The 19,211-nt window shown below is 61.4% G+C and carries 16 protein-coding genes; 6 read left to right on the plus strand and 10 right to left on the minus strand.

The window, feature by feature from the left end; all coding sequences use genetic code 11:
• Positions 1-63: 63 nt before the first annotated feature.
• The 3 genes from J1C59_RS14335 to J1C59_RS14345 all read left to right on the plus strand — a co-directional run bounded on the left by J1C59_RS14335 (position 64) and on the right by J1C59_RS14345 (position 2,920).
• Positions 64-645, plus strand: coding sequence for an ACP phosphodiesterase (locus J1C59_RS14335; protein ID WP_128086159.1), 582 nt, complete (start codon positions 64-66; stop codon positions 643-645).
• A gap of 205 nt (positions 646-850) precedes the next feature.
• Complete coding sequence (locus tag J1C59_RS14340) at positions 851-1,663, plus strand: inositol monophosphatase family protein (protein ID WP_128086158.1); 813 nt, start codon at positions 851-853, stop codon at positions 1,661-1,663.
• Positions 1,664-2,920 carry a histidine-type phosphatase gene (locus J1C59_RS14345; RefSeq protein WP_128086157.1) on the plus strand — a complete coding sequence of 419 codons (1,257 nt, stop codon included), beginning with the start codon at positions 1,664-1,666 and terminating at the stop codon, positions 2,918-2,920. It abuts the gene before it with no gap.
• A 512-nt stretch (positions 2,921-3,432) separates the two neighbouring features.
• Here J1C59_RS14345 and proY read toward each other — a convergent pair.
• The 6 genes from proY to phoB form a co-directional block, all read right to left on the minus strand.
• Positions 3,433-4,785, minus strand: a complete 1,353-nt coding sequence (gene proY / locus J1C59_RS14350) for a proline-specific permease ProY (protein ID WP_128086156.1) — start codon at positions 4,783-4,785, stop codon at positions 3,433-3,435.
• Between the two features lie 70 nt (positions 4,786-4,855).
• The gene (gene brnQ, locus J1C59_RS14355; RefSeq protein ID WP_128086155.1) at positions 4,856-6,175 is read right to left on the minus strand and encodes a branched-chain amino acid transporter carrier protein BrnQ; all 1,320 of its coding nucleotides are present in this window, start codon (positions 6,173-6,175) and stop codon (positions 4,856-4,858) included.
• Positions 6,176-6,565: 390 nt separating this feature from the next.
• Positions 6,566-7,672: a cobalamin-independent methionine synthase II family protein gene (locus J1C59_RS14360; RefSeq protein ID WP_128086154.1), complete on the minus strand. Its 1,107-nt coding sequence runs from the start codon at positions 7,670-7,672 to the stop codon at positions 6,566-6,568.
• A 163-nt stretch (positions 7,673-7,835) separates the two neighbouring features.
• Positions 7,836-8,756 carry a PstS family phosphate ABC transporter substrate-binding protein gene (locus J1C59_RS14365; protein WP_140917125.1) on the minus strand — a complete coding sequence of 307 codons (921 nt, stop codon included), beginning with the start codon at positions 8,754-8,756 and terminating at the stop codon, positions 7,836-7,838.
• A 19-nt stretch (positions 8,757-8,775) separates the two neighbouring features.
• Positions 8,776-10,089: a phosphate regulon sensor histidine kinase PhoR gene (gene phoR / locus J1C59_RS14370; protein ID WP_128086876.1), complete on the minus strand. Its 1,314-nt coding sequence runs from the start codon at positions 10,087-10,089 to the stop codon at positions 8,776-8,778.
• A 14-nt stretch (positions 10,090-10,103) separates the two neighbouring features.
• Positions 10,104-10,793 (minus strand): phosphate response regulator transcription factor PhoB, encoded by a 690-nt coding sequence (phoB, locus tag J1C59_RS14375; protein WP_003852491.1) that lies wholly within the window; start codon positions 10,791-10,793, stop codon positions 10,104-10,106.
• A gap of 197 nt (positions 10,794-10,990) precedes the next feature.
• Here phoB and sbcD point away from each other — a divergent pair, with 197 nt between their 5' ends.
• Both sbcD and J1C59_RS14385 read left to right on the plus strand, forming a co-directional pair.
• Positions 10,991-12,190 (plus strand): exonuclease subunit SbcD, encoded by a 1,200-nt coding sequence (sbcD, locus tag J1C59_RS14380; protein ID WP_128086877.1) that lies wholly within the window; start codon positions 10,991-10,993, stop codon positions 12,188-12,190.
• Positions 12,187-15,861 carry an AAA family ATPase gene (locus J1C59_RS14385; RefSeq protein ID WP_140917124.1) on the plus strand — a complete coding sequence of 1,225 codons (3,675 nt, stop codon included), beginning with the start codon at positions 12,187-12,189 and terminating at the stop codon, positions 15,859-15,861. The genes sbcD and J1C59_RS14385 overlap by 4 nt, the downstream gene beginning before the upstream one ends.
• A gap of 29 nt (positions 15,862-15,890) precedes the next feature.
• Here J1C59_RS14385 and J1C59_RS14390 read toward each other — a convergent pair whose 3' ends face one another.
• From J1C59_RS14390 to J1C59_RS14400, 3 genes are read right to left on the minus strand one after another with little or no spacing between them, the layout of a single operon-like run.
• Positions 15,891-16,544 carry a DUF799 domain-containing protein gene (locus tag J1C59_RS14390; protein ID WP_128086870.1) on the minus strand — a complete coding sequence of 218 codons (654 nt, stop codon included), beginning with the start codon at positions 16,542-16,544 and terminating at the stop codon, positions 15,891-15,893.
• Positions 16,541-16,900, minus strand: a complete 360-nt coding sequence (locus J1C59_RS14395; protein ID WP_128086869.1) for a DUF4810 domain-containing protein — start codon at positions 16,898-16,900, stop codon at positions 16,541-16,543. Before J1C59_RS14395 ends, J1C59_RS14390 begins: the two co-directional genes overlap by 4 nt.
• An 11-nt stretch (positions 16,901-16,911) precedes the next feature.
• Positions 16,912-17,589 carry a CsgG/HfaB family protein gene (locus tag J1C59_RS14400; RefSeq protein WP_128086868.1) on the minus strand — a complete coding sequence of 226 codons (678 nt, stop codon included), beginning with the start codon at positions 17,587-17,589 and terminating at the stop codon, positions 16,912-16,914.
• Positions 17,590-17,742: 153 nt separating this feature from the next.
• On the opposite strand from J1C59_RS14400, the gene J1C59_RS14405 reads away from it, so the two are divergent.
• Positions 17,743-18,126, plus strand: coding sequence for a cell envelope integrity TolA C-terminal domain-containing protein (locus tag J1C59_RS14405; protein ID WP_128086867.1), 384 nt, complete (start codon positions 17,743-17,745; stop codon positions 18,124-18,126).
• A 2-nt stretch (positions 18,127-18,128) separates the two neighbouring features.
• Here the strand turns inward: J1C59_RS14405 and qhpR are convergent, their stop codons facing one another.
• On the minus strand, positions 18,129-19,196 hold the full coding sequence (gene qhpR, locus J1C59_RS14410) for an AraC-like transcriptional regulator QhpR (RefSeq protein ID WP_128086871.1): 1,068 nt from the start codon (positions 19,194-19,196) through the stop codon (positions 18,129-18,131).
• Positions 19,197-19,211: the final 15 nt, after the last annotated feature.

Here is a 19,211-nt window from a genome sequence, read left to right on the forward strand (position 1 = left end):
AGCGGAAAATCGACCAATTCTGAACAACTGGCTGCGCAAAGGCAGTTCAGCCTATAATGCGGCATGAACTTTCTTGCTCATCTCCATCTGGCCCGGCTGGCCGACAGCTCTTTACTCGGCAATTTAATGGCCGACTTCGTGCGGGGTAATCCGCACCAGCAGTGGTCTGCGCCCGTCGCAGACGGCATTCTTATGCACCGTCGTCTCGACGTCATGACCGATGCGCTGCCGGAGGTGCGCACCGCCCGCCAGCTGTTCCGGGCAGAAACGTACCGCGTGGCACCGATCACCCTGGATGTCATCTGGGACCACTTTCTGGCCCGCCACTGGCAGCAGTTCACGCCTGACCAGACGCTGGCGCAATTTTCCGCCGCCGCCGAGCAGGAGATCGTGCCGCAGCTGCGCGATACGCCGCCTGACTTTCAGCACCTTAACGCGGTGATGTGGCGCGAGCGCTGGTTTGAACACTATGCCCAGGCCGGACGGCTGGAGCGGGTGCTGCACGGCATGGCCAGCCGTCGTCCTCGCCTGGCGGCGCTGCGCGACTCATACCACGATTTCACCCAGCATTACGATCAGCTGGAAGCGCTGTTTTTCGATTTTTATCCGCGTTTAATGACGCTGGCGACCGATAAAACCCTGTAAAACCCGATCCTCTGCTGCCGGTCTGGCGACGGTCCGTTTTTGCCCGCTGAAAAACCGTCGCCCGCCTCTGCCCCATCTTGCCATTACACCGCATCTGCGGCTTAATGAAGCCTTTCTTAACAGTAATTAAGTTAACATCACAGCCAGACTGCCTGTTCAGGCGCGCCTTCCGTTCGATAGGGCAAAAAAATCATAAGAGGAAAAGATGTCATCCGCTTCGCATTCTGAAATTGACGCGCGTTACCGTTACGCCTGCGACATCGCCCGTGCGGCGGCCAGCCGGGCCTTATCCTGGTATCAGCAGCGTCAGACACTGGTGGTGGAACATAAGAGGGATTTGCAGGACGTGGTCAGCGAGACCGATCGCAACGTGGAGGCCTTAATCCGGACCTTAATCGCCGAACGGTTTCCGGAGGATGCCGTCTATGGTGAAGAGAGCGGCGGCGAGGTGCAGGGTGCCCCTTTTATCTGGGTCGTCGATCCGATCGATGGCACCGCCTGCTTCGTCAACGGGCTGCCAAACTGGTGCGTCTCGCTGGCGGTGGTGTGCGAGGGGGAACCGGTTATCGGCGTGGTCTGCGATCCCAATCATCATGAGCTGTTTCACGCCCGCGCCGGTCAGGGTGCCTGGGTCAATGAACGTCGCATGGCGGTGCATGGCGCGACCCAGCTGAATGAAGGGCTGCTCGGCATCAGCAATGGCAGCCGGGTGGCGGGCGACGGCGTTTCGCATCTGATTAACGGGCTGATCGCCCAGGGCGGCATGTTTATCCGCGTGGGTTCCGGCGCGCTGACCAGTGCCTGGGCGGCGGCCGGACGCCTGATTGGTTACTACGAAGCGCATATGCACGCCTGGGACGGCCTGCCGGGCATTGTTCTGATGCGCGAGGCCGGCGGTATCACCAACGATTACCTGCGTAACGAGGGGCTGAAAAACGGCAATCCGGTGCTGCTGGCTAACGCGACGCTCTATCCACAGATTAAGGCGCTGACCGGCAACAGCGCGCTGGATGAGTAGATGACGCTGCCCGCGCTGTACCGCTGCGCGCTGATCCTCACCTCTCTCTGGCTGGCAAGCCCGGCGGCGCAGGCGGCGACGTATCAGCTGGAGAAAGTGGTCGAACTGAGCCGTCACGGCGTCCGCCCGCCGACGCCGGGTAACCGCAAAGAGATTGAGGCCGCCAGCGAGCAGCCCTGGACACAGTGGAGTACGGCCGATGGTGAGCTGACCGGTCATGGCTACAGCGCGGTGGTCAATAAAGGGCGCTGGGAGGGCGATCACTATCGCCAGCTCGGCCTGCTGACACCCGGCTGTCCGGAGGCGAGCCAGGTCTACGTGCGCGCCAGTCCGCTGCAGCGCACCCGCGCCACCGGCGCGGCACTGACTGACGGGGCCTTTCCGGGCTGCGGCGTGCCGGTGCATTCCGTGGCGGGAGACGCCGATCCGCTGTTTCAGAGCGATAAACTGGCGATCACCCACGGCGACCCGGCTCTGGAGCTGGCCGCTAAACAGCAGAAAGCGGGCGATCTGGCGCGGCTCCGGCAGCAGCTGCAACCGGCGATTCAGCAGTTGAAAGCCGCCGTCTGTGCGCCCGGCCGTGCCTGCACCTTCTTCGATCAGCCCTGGTCGATCCGGCAGACCCGCAGCGGCGGCAGTTACGTCTACGGGCTGAGCGCGATGGCGAGCATGGTAGAGACGCTGCGGCTGGGTTACAGCGAAAATCTGCCGTTCGATCAGCTCGCCTGGGGGCATATCACTTCCGCCGCGCAGATTACCGCGCTGCTGCCCCTGCTGACCGCCAACTACGATCTCAGCAATGATCTCCTCTATCTGGCTCAGCGTCGCGGCTCAATCCTGCTTAACGCCCTGCTGGAGAGCATCGCCGATGACGATTCGCCCACCCGCTGGTTCATTCTGGTCGCCCACGACACCAATATCGCGATGGTGCGCACTCTGATGGGCTTTAGCTGGCAGCTTCCCGGCTATGCACGCGGCAACATCCCGCCCGGCAGCAGTCTGGTGCTGGAGCGCTGGCGTGATACCCGCAGCGGCGAACGGTTTTTGCGCCTCTATTTTCAGGCGCAGAGTCTGGATGCGATCCGTCAGCTGCAGCCGGTTGATGAACAACATCCGCTGTTACGTCAGGAGTGGCATCAGCCCGACTGCAGGGTCACAGAGGTGGGCCTGCTCTGCCCTTATCAATCCACGCTGAATCAGCTGCGCAAACACCTGGATAACCGCGCTACGCTGCCGGTTTCGGTTATATTGCCCTGAGTCTGTGGCTAATCAAATTCAGCCCCTTGCTTCGCGGCGGTCTGAATAAGGTTAACCGCCGTTAATAACGTCATTCCGACCTTTTCTTATTTAAAACGCGCTGGCTATCAGCCCTCTCTTTTTTGTTTTACGATAAGTACGTCAATCATCCCTTTATAATTATTTTTTCCTGTAATTCTTTGAATCTTTCGGCGACTGGTTTCGCCGTTTTTTATTTTCTCTGTCCACTCCACTGCTGTTCAACTCCCGCCCGCCGCGCCCTGCCGCGCGATTACGCCTGTCCGGCTATCCGGATTCTGCGTCTGTGATAATAATCAGGTAATGAAATAAACGCTTCCGCACAGCGGCGCGAAAATACCCCGCAGATCGCGAAGCGATAATATTTCTGCGGCGTGTCGTATCGGCTAAAAAATGAAAGGCTGTGCAGGGGATCACAGAAATAACAGAGGATAACGCAGAGGCGGGAAATAACCGGATCTGCTCCCCCGGTATCGGGAGAGCAGAACAGAGGATCAACGAGGCTTACGCACCAGCCTGTAGCCTGCCAGCAGCAGCACGATCCACACCATACCGACGTAGAGCGAAACGCGGGTATCAGGGAAGTAGCCAATCAGCGCGATAATAAAGCAGAGGAAAGCGACGCCAACGCCAGCCGTCCAGCTGCCGCCAGGCAGGGCAAAGTGCAGCTTGCTGGCCGCCTCTTTGCCGATTTTGCGACGAAACGCTATCTGCGACAGCAGAATCATGATCCAGACCCACACCGTTGCGAAGGTCGCCAGGGACGCAATGACCAGGAACACTTTTTCCGGCATCAGGTAGTTAAGGTAGACGGCGATCAGCATGGCGAACATCATCACCACCACCGTCACCCACGGAATGCCGCGCGAAGAGACTTTCATAAAGATCTTCGGCGCATGACCCTGCTGTGCCATCCCGTGCAGCATTCGGCCCACGCCAAACACATCGCTGTTAATGGCCGAGAGCGAGGCCGTCAGCACCACGAAATTGAGGATGGAAGCCGCTGCCGCGATCCCCAGATGCTGGAAGGTCAGAACAAACGGGCTGCCCGCAGTGCCAACCTGATTCCACGGATAGATCGACATAATCACAAACAGTGTGCCGACGTAGAACACCAGGATGCGCCAGGGTACGGAGTTAATCGCACGCGGAATAGACTTCTCCGGATCTTTCGCTTCACCGGCGGTGATACCGATAATCTCAATGCCGCCATAGGCAAACATCACCATCTGCAGCGACAGCAGCATCCCCACCACGCCGTGCGCGAAGAAGCCGCCGTTAGTCCAGAGATTGTGGATGCCGGTCGGCTGACCGCCATTGCCGATCCCCCAGATGATCATGCCAAAACCGGCCAGAATCATCACGATGATGGTGGCAACTTTGAAGAAGGAGAACCAGAACTCCACCTCGCCGAACACCTTCACGCTCATCAGGTTGACCGCGCCGATGATCAGCACCACGCTCAGCACCCAAATCCAGTGCGGCACCTCAGGGAACCAGACGCCCATATAGATGCCGAAAGCGGTAACATCCGCTATCGCCACAATCAGGATTTCGAAACAGTATGTCCAGCCGGTGATGTAGCCCGCCATCGGCCCCAGGTAGTCCTGCGCGTAGCGGGAGAAGGAGCTGGCCTGGGGGTTGTTCACTGACATCTCACCCAGTGCGCGCATGATGATGTAAGCCACTGCCCCGCCGATGATATAGGCGAGCAGCACGCTCGGTCCGGCCATTTTTATCGCATCAGCGGAACCGTAAAACAGCCCGGTGCCAATCGCCGATCCCAGTGCCATAAAGCGGATATGGCGCGTGCTCAGTCCGCGTTTGAGCTTGTTGGTTTCTTGCATAACAACCTGTACCTGTGAAATGAAAAAACCACGGGCAAGCCCGTGGTTAAAGAAGAATCAGCGCTCTCTGTTACGAGTGAACGGCAACCTGTTCAGGTCCCTTCACCCGGTCGACAACAGCGGCAATCAGCAGCATCACCAGCGACGGCGGCAGCCAGGCGAGACCCTGGTCGGCCAGCGGCAGATGCTGACTGAAAGCGGGCAGCATATCTTTAAACCCGGTGGTTTTAATCGCATCAACAATGCCAAACAGCAGGCTGACCAGCATCGCCGGTGCGATAATCCGGCTGCTTTTGTTCCACCAGTTCAGGGTGAAACTCAGCACGACCAGCACGATACAGGGCGGATAGATCGCCGTCAGTACCGGGATGGAGATCTGAATCAGGTGGCTCAGGCCGAGGTTCGACACCACCATTGAGAACAGACCCAGAATAAATACCAGCGTTTTATACGACAATGGCAGGTATTGCGCAAAAAATTCCGCACAGGCACAGGTCAGGCCCACAGCGGTCACCATACAGGCGACGAAGATCAGCGCGGCCAGGAAGAAGCTGCCCATATCACCAAAGGTGTGCTGAACATAGGCATGCAGGATCGCGGCGCCGTTGGCGTTTTGATCCACCAGCGCGCCACTGCCTGCCCCCAGTTTGAACAGGCAGAGGTAGACCAGCGTCAGGCCCAGACCGGCGATCAGGCCCGCCAGCACGGTATAGCGGGTCAGCAGCGCCGCATTTTCCACGCCACGGGAGCGGGCCGCGTTCACAATCACGATGCCGAAGACCAGGGCGCCCAGGGTATCCATGGTCAGATAACCATTAACGAAACCGCTGGAGAAGGCCGCGCGCTGATAGTCGGCGGTCGCCGTAATGGTTCCGCCTGCCGGCCAGAGCAGCGCGGCCACACCGAGCACGGTCAGGGCGATAATTTTCAGCGGTGCCAGGAAATGGCCCACGGTATCCAGCAGTTTGCCGGGATAGAGCGACACGCCAATGACCAGCACGAAGTAGATCAGGCTGTAGATAAACAGCGGCAGCGGGCCTTCACCGGTCAGCGGGGCGATCCCCATCTCAAAAGAGACCGTCGCGGTGCGCGGGGTGGCAAACAGCGGCCCAACAGCCAGATAGCAGACGGTCGCCAGCACGATGCCCGCCACTTTGCCAATCGGGGTGCTGAGCGCATCCACGCCGCCGCCCACACGGGCCAGCGCGATCACGGTCATAACGGGCAGGCCGACAGCGGTCAGCAGGAAGCCTATTGCGGCAGTCCAGACGTGTTCACCAGACTGAATACCAACCATAGGCGGGAAAATGATGTTACCCGCGCCAACGAACAGGGCAAATGTCATAAAGCCCAGCGCGAGAATGTCCTTCGAAGTTAAACGATGTGTCATACGGCCTGTCACTGATGTTGCGGTGGAAGTTGAGTTTGTGTTGTCCCCCTCGCTGCGTCTGAACCGCGACGACTGACACGGGCAGAGCACGGTGTCCGTCACGGGCTGGCGCGCAGGTGGTTTAATCTGCTGTTATTCTGGTTACAGAGGGGTGATTCGACAACGGCGCTAAGTAAAACGTTTATAGCGGTGAAAGGCAATACGGGATCGGAAAACCAGAAGGTTATCCCGCCATTTTTCCAAAAGGCAGAGGATAGCGTTAATTTTTGCAGCAGGCACACCAGATGATGTGCCTGGAAAGTCGCCAGGGCGTGAGAAATCCCCGCATAAACTCCCGTTCAGATACACAAAAGGCGCGTTTTACGCGCCTGTCTGCACAACGTTACAGCCCTACCAGACCTGTTTCGCGATATCGACTACTAAACGGATCTTCTGCCACTGCTCGGCTTCGCTCAGGCTGTTGCCCTCCTCCGTCGAGGCAAAACCGCACTGCGGGCTGAGGCAGATCTGATCCAGACTGACATACTGCGCCGCCTCCTCCAGCCGGATTTTCACCTGCGCCGGATCCTCCAGTTCACCCACCTTGGTGGTGATCAGCCCCAGTACCACCTGCTGATGGCCGGGCCTGATAAACTGCAGTGGCTCGAAGCCGCCGGAGCGGGCGTTGTCATACTCCAGGAAGAACGCATCCACGTTGACGCGGCCGAACAGGATCTCCGCCACCGGTCCGTAGCCCCCCTCTGAAATCCACGTGGAGCGGAAATTGCCGCGACAGACATGCAGGCCCACGGTCAGGTCGGCAGGCTTATCTTCCAGCGCGGTATTCAGCACCTGAGCATACGTCTGCGCCAGCTGCTCCGGATCGTCGCCGCGCGCCCGGATATCGCGCTTCTGATCCTCAGAACAGAGGTAAGCCCAGACGGTGTCGTCCAGCTGCAGATAGCGGCAGCCCGCGTCATAAAACGCTCTGATGGCCGCTTTGTAGGTCTGCGCCAGATCGCTGAAGTAGTCGGCCAGGTCCGGATAAACCTCCGCGTCGATGACTTTGCGGCCGCCACGGAAGTGCAGCACGCTGGGGCTGGGAATGGTCATCTTCGGCACCGCATCGCCGGCAATGCTCTGCAGGAAGCGGAAATGGTCGAGCATCGGGTGATCCGCCGGGAAGCCCAGCTTGCCGACCACTTTCACGCCGTGCGCTTTGGTCTGCACGCCATTAAACTGAATGCCCTGCTCCGCCTCATAACGCTCAACGCCCTGCAGGCCATAGAAGAAGTCGAAGTGCCACCAGCCGCGACGAAACTCGCCATCCGTGACCACCTTCAGGCCGTTTTCACGCTGTTTCGCGACCACATCGCGGATCGCCGCATCTTCGACCTCACGCAGCGCAGCGGCAGCGATCTCACCGGCGGCAAACTGTTCGCGCGCCTGTTTGATGGCGGCAGGTCGCAGGAAGCTGCCGACGGTGTCGGCACGGAACGGGGCGGTTTCTCTTTGCATGATCACTCCTTTCTCGCCTGCCGGTAATGACGGCAGGAAATAGTTGCATTCTGATATAAATAGCCATCTGGATGGCTAAATGTCTGCGCACAGAGTGGCACGCACGGGACGCCGCTGCAACTGAAGAAAATTCAGCGATGATGAAATTAATTCATGTTCGGGGTTATTTCAGGGAGGCCTGCGCCTGAGCGATCTGACTTTCCGACAGCGGCAGATAACCGGCCTCGCTGACGCGCCGCTGTCCCTGCACCGAGAGCACCTGCTGCAGAAAGGCCGCCACCAGCGGCGGCAGCGGTTTACCGGGCGCTTTATTGACGTAGAGGTAGAGCGGACGCGCCCAGGGGTAACGGCCGCTGCGGATGGCGTCGGCATCCGGAACGATCGCCTGTCCCTGATCGCTGCTCACCGCCAGCATTTTTACGCCGCTGAGGTGAAAGCCGAAACTGGCGTAGCCAATGCTGCGTGGATTGCCGGCGACGGCCTGCACCACCGCGGCCGAGCCAGGAAACTCCGCGACGTCGCTGCGGAAATCGCCCCGGCACAGCGCCTGCTGCTTGAAAAATCCCCAGGTGCCGGAGGCGGAGTTGCGGCCATAGCGCTGAATCGGGCGGCTGCGCCACTGCGCCCCGGTCAGGCCGAGATCGCCCCAGCGCAGCGGCACATCGCGTGCGCCGCACAGGCGGGTCACCGAGAAGATGGCGTCGAGCTGACGCGGCGCAATCTGCTGCAGCGGGTTGCGCTGATTGACCACCACCACCAGCGCATCCATCGCCACCGGTACGGCCAGCGGCGGATAGCCGTAGCGCGCCTCGAAGGCCTGGCGTTCATCGGCCTGCATCGGGCGGCTCATCGGCCCCAGCTGCGCCGCCCCCGCCGCCAGCGCGGTCGGGGCGGTCGAAGAGCCGGAGGCCTGCACCTGCACGTTAACGCCCGGCACCTGACGGCTGAAATCTTCGCTCCACAGCGTCATCAGATAGCCGAGCGTATCGGAGCCCACGCTGCTGAGGTTACCGGCGAGCGGGCCGGGCTGGGCGATCGCCAGGCCCGGCAGCAGTGTCATGAACAGTAAAAGAAGGAGGCGCATCAGCAAGATCCGGCGGCGATTAATGTACGGCATTCTCCTGCATCACGCCGCTGACAATCAACCTCGCTGGCAGCGTAAAGGTAAAACAGGTCTCGCTGTGCGGCACACTGGTGATGTCGAGCCGCGCGTTATGGTGGCTCAGCGCATGTTTCACAATCGCCAGCCCCAGCCCGCTGCCGCCGGTGGCCCGGGAGCGCGCTTTATCGACGCGATAGAAACGCTCGGTCAGGCGCGGAATATGCTCCGGCGCGATGCCCGGCCCGTTGTCGCACACCCGCAGAGTCGCCCCCTGCTTGCTGCGCAGCCAGCTGATGTCGATCCGCGTGCCCGCTGGCGTGTGATTGACGGCGTTGTAAACCAGATTGGAGATGGCGCTGCGCAACTGCTCATCGTTGCCGAACACCTTAAGATGGGGATCGGTATGGAAATGGATCTCGTGCCGCCCGCCGCTCAGCGTCGCCGCCTCATGCTGCAGCAGTTTCAGCATCACCGGCACATCCACCTTCTCTTTGAGATCGATGGCTGGCGCGGCCTCAATGCGCGACAGCGTCAGCAGCTGCTTAACCAGACTGTCCATCCGCCGCGTCTGCTCCGACATGGTGTGCAGCGCTTTGCTGCGCGAAGGTTCGCTCATCACCGAATCGTTCATCATCTCCAGATAGCCCTGCAGCACCGTGAGCGGTGTGCGCAGCTCATGGCTGACGTTGGCAAAGAAGTTGCGGCGCGCGCCCTCCAGCTGGTGCATCTGCGTGACATCGCGCGCCACCAGCAGCCACTGTCCTTCGCTGTAAGGCATCACGCGAAATTCCATGTGCAGTTTGTTGTTGAGCACCAGCGTCAGCGGCTTGTCAAAATCGCGCTGACGGAGATAGCGGGAGAACTCCGGATAGCGCAGGAGATTGAGGATATTCTGGCCATTATCTTCCGGCCAGCGCAGGCCAAGATGCTGCTGCGCCAGCCCGTTGCACCAGAAAATCGTTCCCTCTTCGGTGGTCAGGATCACCGCATCCGGCAGCGATTCGGCCCCGCTGCGGAACCGCTTGATCAGATTACCCAGTTCACGCCGCCGCCGCCGGTTTCGCAGCTGCATCTGATAGAGGCCATAAAACAGCGGTTCCCAGCTGGCGCGCCCGGTGGGTGGGGTCATGGTGCGGTCAAGCCACAGCCAGTGCGACAGCCGCATCAGATTGTGAAAGTGCCACAACAGTACCGCCAGCACGCTCAGCAACAGCCACCAGGCCAGGCCGCCGAACAGCAGGCCCAGCAGCAGCCCCGGCAGGCAGGCCAGCAGCAGTTCTGCAAGTAATCTCTTCCAGGAGAGGCGTTCCAGCACGGTGAAAACTCCGTTCAGTAGCGGGCAGAGAAACGATACCCTGTTCCACGAACGGTTTGTACCATGCGATCGTGGCCGGAGACTTCCAGCGCTTTACGTAAACGGCGAATGTGGACATCGACCGTGCGATCTTCCACATAGACATTGGTGCCCCAGACGTGGTTGAGCAGCTGTTCGCGGCTGTAAACCCGTTCCGGGTGAGTCATAAAGAAGTGCAGCAGCTTATATTCGGTAGGGCCCATCTCCAGCGGCGTGGTTTCGGACATCACGCGATGCGAGGAGGGATCCAGACTCAGCCCCTGCATCTCAATCACCTCTTCCACGGCCATCGGCGAAATACGCCGCATCACCGCCTTGATCCGCGCCATCAGCTCTTTCGGCGAAAATGGCTTGGTGATGTAATCATCGGCGCCGACTTCCAGCCCGCGAACCCGATCTTCCTCTTCACCGCGCGCGGTCAGCATCATCACCGGAATATCGCGCGTCATCGCTTCGCGTTTCAGGTGTTTGATAAACTGAATGCCGCTGCCGCCGGGTAACATCCAGTCCAGTAAAATCAGGTCGGGCCAGGGTTCAATCAGCTTGCCCACGGCGCTGTCATAATCTTCCGCCTCAATCGGCTGATAGTCGTTCTGCTCCAGAACAAAACACAACATTTCGCGGATGGGGGCTTCATCCTCCACAACCAGAATGCGCTTAGCCATTATTACTCCTGCAGATTATGACGGCTGTCACTGAGATTCGCGGCGCCATTATGCGTCAGATTTGTGACACTTTTATGAAAAACATAACCTGCCTGTAACCTCGTGGGTAATCATTTATGACAGGGCCACGACATTTTTTTGCTTTGGCCGCAGAGCCCGTATAATCGCCGGGCGAATCACAACGGCAGGGACTCATCATGCGCATTATTCATACTGGGGACTGGCATCTGGGGCAGTTCTTCTACAACAAAAGCCGGGCGGCGGAACATCAGGCGTTTCTCGACTGGCTGCTGATCCAGATTGAACAGCATCAGGTGGATGCGCTGATTATTGCGGGCGATCTCTTCGACACCGGAACGCCACCCAGCTATGCCCGCGAGATGTTCAACCGCTTTGTGGTGGCGCTGCAGCCTACGGGCTGCCAGCTGATCGTGCTGGCCGGCAACCACGACTCCGTTGCCACGCTGAACGAGTCGCGTGAACTGCTGGCCTGCCTTAATACGCGGGTGATCGCCACACCGCAGGAGAACGACGACGTGCTGCTGCTCACGACCCGCCAGGGCGAACCGGGCGCGCTGCTCTGCGCCATTCCCTACCTGCGTCCGCGCGACATCCTGCGCAGCCGGGCGGGCCAGTCGGGACGTGACAAGCAGACCTCGCTGCTGGAGGCGATCGCCGAGCACTATCAACAGCGTTTCGCCGCCGCGCAGGCGCTGGGCCATGCGCTGCCGATCATCGCGACCGGCCATCTCACCACCGTCGGCGTCAGCCAGAGCGATTCAGTGCGCGACATCTATATCGGCACGCTGGACGCCTTCCCCGCCAGCGCCTTCCCGGCGGCTGACTATATTGCGCTGGGCCATATCCATCGCGCCCAGCGCGTCGCGGGCAGCGAGCATATCCGCTACAGCGGCTCGCCGATCCCGCTGAGTTTTGATGAACTGGGCAGCGAAAAGAGCGTCTTCCTGGTGGCGCTGGCGGCCAGCGGCCTGCAATCTGTCACGCCGCTGGTGGTGCCGCAGACGCAGCCGATGCGAATGCTGAAAGGATCGCTGGCGCAGATCGCCGATCAGCTCAACGCCCTCAGTCCGGTTGCGCAGGCGAAGCCCACCTGGCTCGACATCGAGGTCACCACCCAGGAGTACCTCAGCGACCTGCAGCGGCAGGTTGAGAGCCTGACCGCCGCGCTGCCGGTGGAGGTTCTGCTGCTTCGCCGCAGCCGGGAACAGCGTCAGCAGAGCCTGGCGCGGCTCGATAATGAAACCCTGAACGAGCTGAAGGTGGAGGAGGTCTTCGCCCGCCGCCTGGCGCTGGATGAGGCGCTGGATGAGACGCAGATTGACGAGATGACCACCCTGTTCCGCCAGACGCTGGCCGCCATGGAAGAGACCCAATGAAGATCCTCACGCTCCGGTTTAAAAACCTCAATGCCCTGCGCGGTGAATGGTTCATCGACTTCCGTGCCGAACCCTTTGCCAGCAACGGCCTGTTCGCCATTACCGGTGCCACCGGGGCCGGTAAAACTACCCTGCTCGACGCCATCTGTCTGGCGCTCTATCACCAGACGCCGCGCCTGGGGGCGATATCCCAGAGCCAGAATGCGCTGATGACCCGCGACTGCGCGGAATGCCTGGCCGAAGTGGAGTTCGAAATTAAAGGCGAGGCCTGGCGCGCCTTCTGGAGCCAGAACCGCGCACGCGGCACCGCCGACGGCAAGCTGCAGGCCCCGCGCGTGGAGCTGGCGCGCTGCGCCGACAACGTGATTGTCGCCGATAAGGTTGGCGACAAGCTTAAGCTGATCGAAACCCTCTCCGGGCTCGATTTTGAGCGTTTTACCCGCTCGATGATGCTCTCTCAGGGGCAGTTCGCCGCCTTTCTCAACGCAAAGGCCAGCGAACGCGCCGAACTGCTGGAGGAGCTGACCGGCACGGAGATCTACGGCCTGATCTCCACCGCGATCTATGAGCGCCACAAAGAGGCGAAGACCCAGCTGGATCTGCTGCGCAGTCAGGCGGGCGCGATGGCCCTGCTGGATGACGAGGCGCGTGCGGCGCTGCAGCAGCAGCTCGCCGATCTGACCGACGCCGAACAGCGGCTCAGCACAGACTATCAGCAGGCGCAACAGCAGCAGCAGTGGCTGCAGCAGACGCAGCAGCTTGAGCAGGAACGTGAGCAGGCGGAGGCCGCGGTTCAGCAGGCACAGGCCGCCTCGCAGGCGGCAGAGGGTGACCGCCAGCGGCTGGCCCGCAGCGAACCGGCAGAAAAACTGCGCGGCATCCTGCAGCAGCGCGACACGCTGCACGCCGATCAGCAGCAGGCGGACAGCCGCTGTCAGCAGCTCACGGCCGCCGCCGGGCAGGCGCAGCAGCAACAGCAGCAGCATCAGCAGCACTACACCGCCATCCAGACCGCCCGTCAGCAGGCGCTGCAGGACCAGCAGCAGCAGGAGCGTCTGCTGACAGACCAGGTGCTGCCGCTGGATCAGCAGATTGCGACACGCCAGCAGCAGCTCTCAGAACAGCAGCAGGAGAACAGCCGCCAGCAGCAGCATCTGGACCAGACGCAGCTCGCCCTGACGGCGCAGACGCGCCAGGTCGCCGGGTGGCAGCAGGCGCTGGCTGAACAGCAGCAGTTACAACGGCAGCTGGCCGATCTGGCGCAGTGGGGTGCCTCCCTGCCCGTCTGGCAGGAGAACTTTGCGCTGCTGGCTCAGCGTGAGACGACGCTGGCGGGCCTGGCACAGCAGGCGGAACAGCAGCAACGGCAGATCGCCGCGCAGCAGGCGCAGCAACAGCAGCAGGCTGAGCAGGCGCTGCCGCGTCAGCAGGCGGAACAGCAGGCTCGCGCGGCGCTGTCGCAGGCGGAGCAAGTACTGACTTCGCTTCAGGAGCAGCATCCGCCGGCAGCGCTGCGCGCGGCGCTGAGCCAGCTGCAGCATAACCGTCCGGCGCATCAGCAACTGCTGCTGCTCGCCACGCAGTGGCAGCCGCTGCACCAGCAGCTCGGTCAGCGTCAGCAGCGCCTGAGCGCGCTGGAAAAAGCACATCAGCAGAGCGAGGCGGAGCTGCAGACCCTGCGCGAGACGTGGAAACGTGAAAAGCAGCAGCTGGACGATGTCGAAAAAATCTGTGCGCTGGAGCAGCAGATCGCCGACCTCAGCGATTACCGCGCCCGCCTCACCGCCGATCAGCCCTGTCCGCTCTGCGGCTCCTGTACACATCCCGCGGTGGACGCCTACCGTTCGCTGGAAGTAAGTGCTAACCAGCAGCGTCGGGCGGCGCTGCAGCAGCAGACCGAGGCGCTGCGCGAAGCGGGCACCACCAGAGGGGAGCAGCTGAAACAGTCCGCGCTGCAGCAGCAGACCCTGCGTGAAGAGATCGCGCAGACGCAGCAGCAGCTCGACCGGCTTGAGCAGCAATGGCAGGCGCTGAGCAGTGAGCTGGCACTCACCTTCCCGATTGCCGATAGCGAGGCGCTGGCCGCGTGGCAGCAGCAGCAGAGCGAACGGGAAAGCCAGCTTGAGCAGCAGCGCCAGGCGCAGGAGGCCGCAGAACAGGCGCGGCAGGCCGCGAAAGATCACTACCTGCAGCAGGCGCAGGCCTGGCAGCAGCATCAGCAGGCGGAACAGCTCGCTCAGCAGTCGCTGGCCAGCCTGCAGCAGTCGCTGGAGGCGCTGCAACAGCGGCAGCAGCAGGAGCAGCAGGCGTGGCAGGCGCTGCAGAGCCGCCTGGCGCAGCAGTTCAGCGCCCACGATCTGACCCTGCCCGCCGCCGCCGATCGTGACGCGTGGCTGGCGACGCAGCAGAGTCGCTGGCAGCGCTGGCAGGAAAGTGAGCAACTGCTCGCTAACCTGCAGCCGCAGCTGCTTAAGGGAGAAACCCAGCTCGCCGCCCTGCAGCAGCAGGCAGCGCAGGAACAGCAGCAGCTCGCCGCCCGTCTGGAACAGCAGCAGCAGAGTCAGACGCAGCTCAGCGAAATGCGGCAGCAGCGCCAGACGCTGTTTGGCGCTCGCGACGTCGCGCACGCGCGTCAGCAGATGCAGGCGCGGGTTCAGCAGTGCGATGACCAGCTGGCGCAGCAGCTGAATGCCCTGCAGCAGGCTCAGGCGGAGGTCAGTCGCCTGCAGGGTGAGTGCTCGGCGCTGGAAGCGCAGCGGCAGAGCCTCAGCCACAAACGGTCAGAGGCGGACACCGCGCTGCGTCAGGCCCTGGCGGACGCCGGTTTCGCGGATGAAGAGCACCTGCGCGCGGCGCTGCTGGATGAGCAGACGGCCCGGCAACTGCGTCAGCAGCTGCAGCAGCTCGACCAGCAATGTCAGCAGCAGCAGGCCCGCCTGGCGGATCTGGAGCAGCGGCTGGCGGCCCATCAGCAGGCCAGGCCCGCCGCGCTGCCGGCGTCGGCCGTGGGGCTGGCAGATCAGCTGGAGCAGCTGCGGCTGGCCCTGCGCGACAACGCCAGTCAGCAGGGGCAGATTCAGCAGCAGCTAAACAGCGATGCCAGCCTGCGCGCCCGACAGCAGAGCCTGATGACGCAGATCGAACAGGAGGGGGCGACGCTGGCGCAGTGGAGCCTGCTCAACGACCTGATTGGCTCCGCCAGCGGCGATAAGTTCCGGCGTTTCGCTCAGGGACTGACGCTGGATCACCTGGTGGCGCTGGCGAACCGCCAGCTCGACCGGCTGCACGGCCGCTATCTGCTGCAGCGCCGGGCTCAGGATCAGCTGGAGCTGGACGTGGTCGATACCTGGCAGGCAGATGCGGCGCGCGATACCCGCACGCTGTCGGGTGGCGAGAGTTTCCTGGTCAGCCTGGCACTGGCGCTGGCGCTGTCCGATCTGGTCAGCCATAAAACGCGCATCGAATCGCTGTTTCTTGATGAAGGGTTTGGCACGCTGGATGCCCGGACGCTGGACACCGCGCTGGATGCGCTGGATGCCCTCAACGCCAGCGGCAAAACGATCGGGGTGATCAGCCACGTCGAGGCGATGAAAGAGCGTATTCCGGTGCAGATTAAAGTCCGCAAAATGAACGGGCTGGGTTACAGCCAGCTGGAGCTGCCGCAGGGGTAACGGGCGCGGCTGCGCCCGTTGGTCATGGATCAGCGGGCGCTGACAAGCCTGTAGCGTGGGCCGGTGAGCAATCCGCCCTGCTCGTTGTGCGCCAGCAGACGATCGCTGGTCAGCCCGGCGATGGTGTGCGCCTTGTCCGTCACATTGTTGGCAATCTGCTTAATCGCCGCACTGACCAGCATCCCGACCAGACCGTTGTTGCCGTTCTGCTGATTATCGTCAGTCGCGGTGGCGGACCCCTGCCAGAGTTGTTTGCCGCTGCGCAGATCCACCAGCCGCGCGTTCGCCGACACGGTGGTCATACTGTCAATGACCCGGTAACTGCTGCCATATTCGCTGATGTCGATGTAAAGCGCGCTGTCGGCATGGAAAATCTCATTCAGACGCTTCGCGCTGACCGCCTGGGCGTCGCGGGCGCTGGTCAGGCCGTTCTGCTGAAACGTCTCTTCGACCACCGCCACCGGGAAGACGTAGTAACCGGCTTCGGCCAGCGGACGCGTGACCAGCGAGGCCAGGCTGTGTGCGGCATTAATATCCGGAGACCGGTTCTCTGCCGGCAGCACCAGAATCGAGGCGGGCTTGCTGGCGCGGAACGCACTGTAGTCATAGCTTTTTTTCGGCTGCGCACAGCCGGTCAGCAGCAGCACCATCAGCACGCCACTCAGGGCAATCAGTTTATTCACTGCACCACTCCTTGTTTTTTACTCATCAGAAAGTCCATGTAGGGGGCCGCTTCCGGAAACAGCTGCTTCTCGGTGGCGAACTGGGTGAAGGCTTTGCCGGTGTCGCCGGTTCGGGCATAGAGCAGGCCGAGCTGCGCATGCAGGCCTGGCGGCACGGGCTGGGCCGCCGCGCGCGCTTTTTCAACATCCAGATTCAGCGCATCGATCTGCTTCATCGGGTCGCCGCCCTGCTGATAAAAGTGCCAGACCTGTTCCTGATAGTCGCCCCAGTAGTAGATCGTTTTCGGCGCTTTCGGCGCACAGCCTGCCAGCAGCGTCACCGCCATCAGCGCGCCGCTCAGTGTCATCATCTTCATTGCCTGCTTCCTTATTTAACCGGGCGCCACGCGCCGCTGGTGATTCCATCCACTAAATGATCGACCGCTTCGCGAATCGCCAGATCCATCACTTTGCCGTTCAGCGTGGAGTCATAGCTGCTGGTGCCGCCGAAGCCGATCACTTCACGCGCAGAGAGCTGGTATTCGCCCGCGCCCTGGGTGCTGTAGACCACTTCGGAGGTGGTGACATCCACCACGTTCAGATTCACTTTGGCGTAGGCGATCTGGGTTTTGCCGCGGCCCAGAATGCCCCACAGCTGCTGGTCGCCCACCTCTTTGCGGCCAAACTCGGTGATATCGCCGGTAATGATGTAGTTCGCCCCCTTGATGCTCTGCTGACCGTGCTTAAAGTCAGACTCCTGCTGCAACGCCTTCAGGTTGCTGCGATCCAGCACGCTGAAGCGATGGGTCTGCTGCAGATGGGTGATCAGAATGGTTTTGGACTGATTGCCCAGGCGATCAACGCCATCCGAGAAGATACCGTTCATGTAGGAGGAGCGGTTATCAAACTGACCGACCGCAATCGGGCTGAGGACGCCCTGATAGACCGGCTGGCTGGCGGCACGCACCTGCGGCGCCTGGATAGCATGGGAGGATTCGGTAGCACAGCCGCTGGTCAGCGACGCGGTTAACAAGGAGAGTGCCGCAAAGGCATAATTTTTCTTCATTTCTAATCCATGAATTAAAGGAGACGTCATCCGCTCCGGGGCGGTAAATTCTGGTTCTGCCGACAGTCGGAGGAATGCCATAGCATTCATCAGGCCGGTCTGTAGACTGTCGGCAGCAGACCGCCGGATCTTTAAGGAAAATTGGCCAGTTAAATGAATTTAATTAATGTAACGAAGAGAATGCTGCCTGGGGTGATGGTGGCCATGACGCTCAGCGCCTGTCAGCAAGGCGCTGTCACGCAAAAGAATAGCGTGGCCAATCTTTGTGATATCGCTCAGAACCCTGACAGCAAATCCTGTCACTGGACTAATCAAATGCAGCCGATCCTGAACCGGCAGTTCAGCGATGCGGCGCGCTATGCGGGCCAGCAATGTCTGGTCCGGATGGAGTGGCAGCCGAGTGGACGGTATGCCGTAACGCAGACCGAAGGCAACGAGGCGCTTTGCCTGCGCGCCTGGCAACTGGTGGCACAGAGCCGCGACCTGCCGCCCCCGCCGGAGCCGGATCAGCCGGCGTGGTTCGGCTTTGCGCCTTAGGGTTAGCTGGCCAGCCCCTCCTGCCGCCACTGACGCGGACTGATGCCGAACCAGCGGCGAAAGGCGCGGGAAAACGCGCTGACTTCGGAGTAGCCCAGCAACAGGGCCATCTCCGAGATGGGCAGCTGTTTCTGCTGCAGGTAGTGCGTGGCCATTTCGCAGCGCACCTGATCCACCAGTGCGCTAAAGCTGCTGCCCTCTTCGCGCAGCCGCCGCTGCAGTGACCAGCTCGACAGGCCGAGTTTATCGGCCACCTCCTCCAGCACCGGCTCGCCCTGCATCAGCGATAAGTTAACCTGTGAGCGCGCCTGCTCGATCATGCTCTGCTGCGGCGTGCCCCGGTTGAGCCGCCGGATCGCATCCTGCATCACCATCAACAGGATCGGATCGCTTTCCGGCATCGCACGCAAAAGATCGCGCTTCGGGATCACCAGTGAGTTAAATGGCTGATCGAACCAGACCGGCGCATCGAACACTTTGCAGTGATCGTGCCACTGGCCGGGGCGCGGATGCTCAAAATGCACCTCACGCGGAGCCCAGTGGCGGCCCGCGACGTGGCGGATCAGGTTCATAAACATGCCCAGCGTCAGCTCGGCATCCTGACGGCGAGAGAGGATGGCGCCGTGCCGCACCTGATAGTCGAGCCGCCAGCATTCGCCCTTATCCACCAGGCGGGTCAGCGTGTCGTGCTGATGCCAGGGAAATGCGGCCACCACGTTTTGCAGCGCCTGCTCCAGGGTGCCGGAGCAGAGGCCGATATAGCCGATCAGGCCTAATGACTGCGGTTTAAACTGCCTGCCGTAGTGCAAACCGAAGTTATCAGATCCGGAGTGGCGCGCCGCCTCTTCCAGCACCCGACAGTAGTTCACCAGCCCCAGGCTCAGCGTCGGGCTGGCCAGCCGTTCCGGATCGATGCCGCTGATGCCGAAGATGCGATCGGCATCGCCGCCCTGCGTATGAATAAATTCGCCTAATCCGGTCGCCGCCGCAGCCAGCACGCCGTGATTGCCTGCCCCTGTCGCGGCAGAGCAGGCAGCAAACGCATCGGGTTTTATCAGTGTCGGATTCATGGTCGCCTCTGTCAG

It is taken from the genome of Pantoea deleyi (assembly GCF_022647325.1).
Taxonomy (GTDB): Bacteria; Pseudomonadota; Gammaproteobacteria; order Enterobacterales; family Enterobacteriaceae; genus Pantoea; species Pantoea deleyi.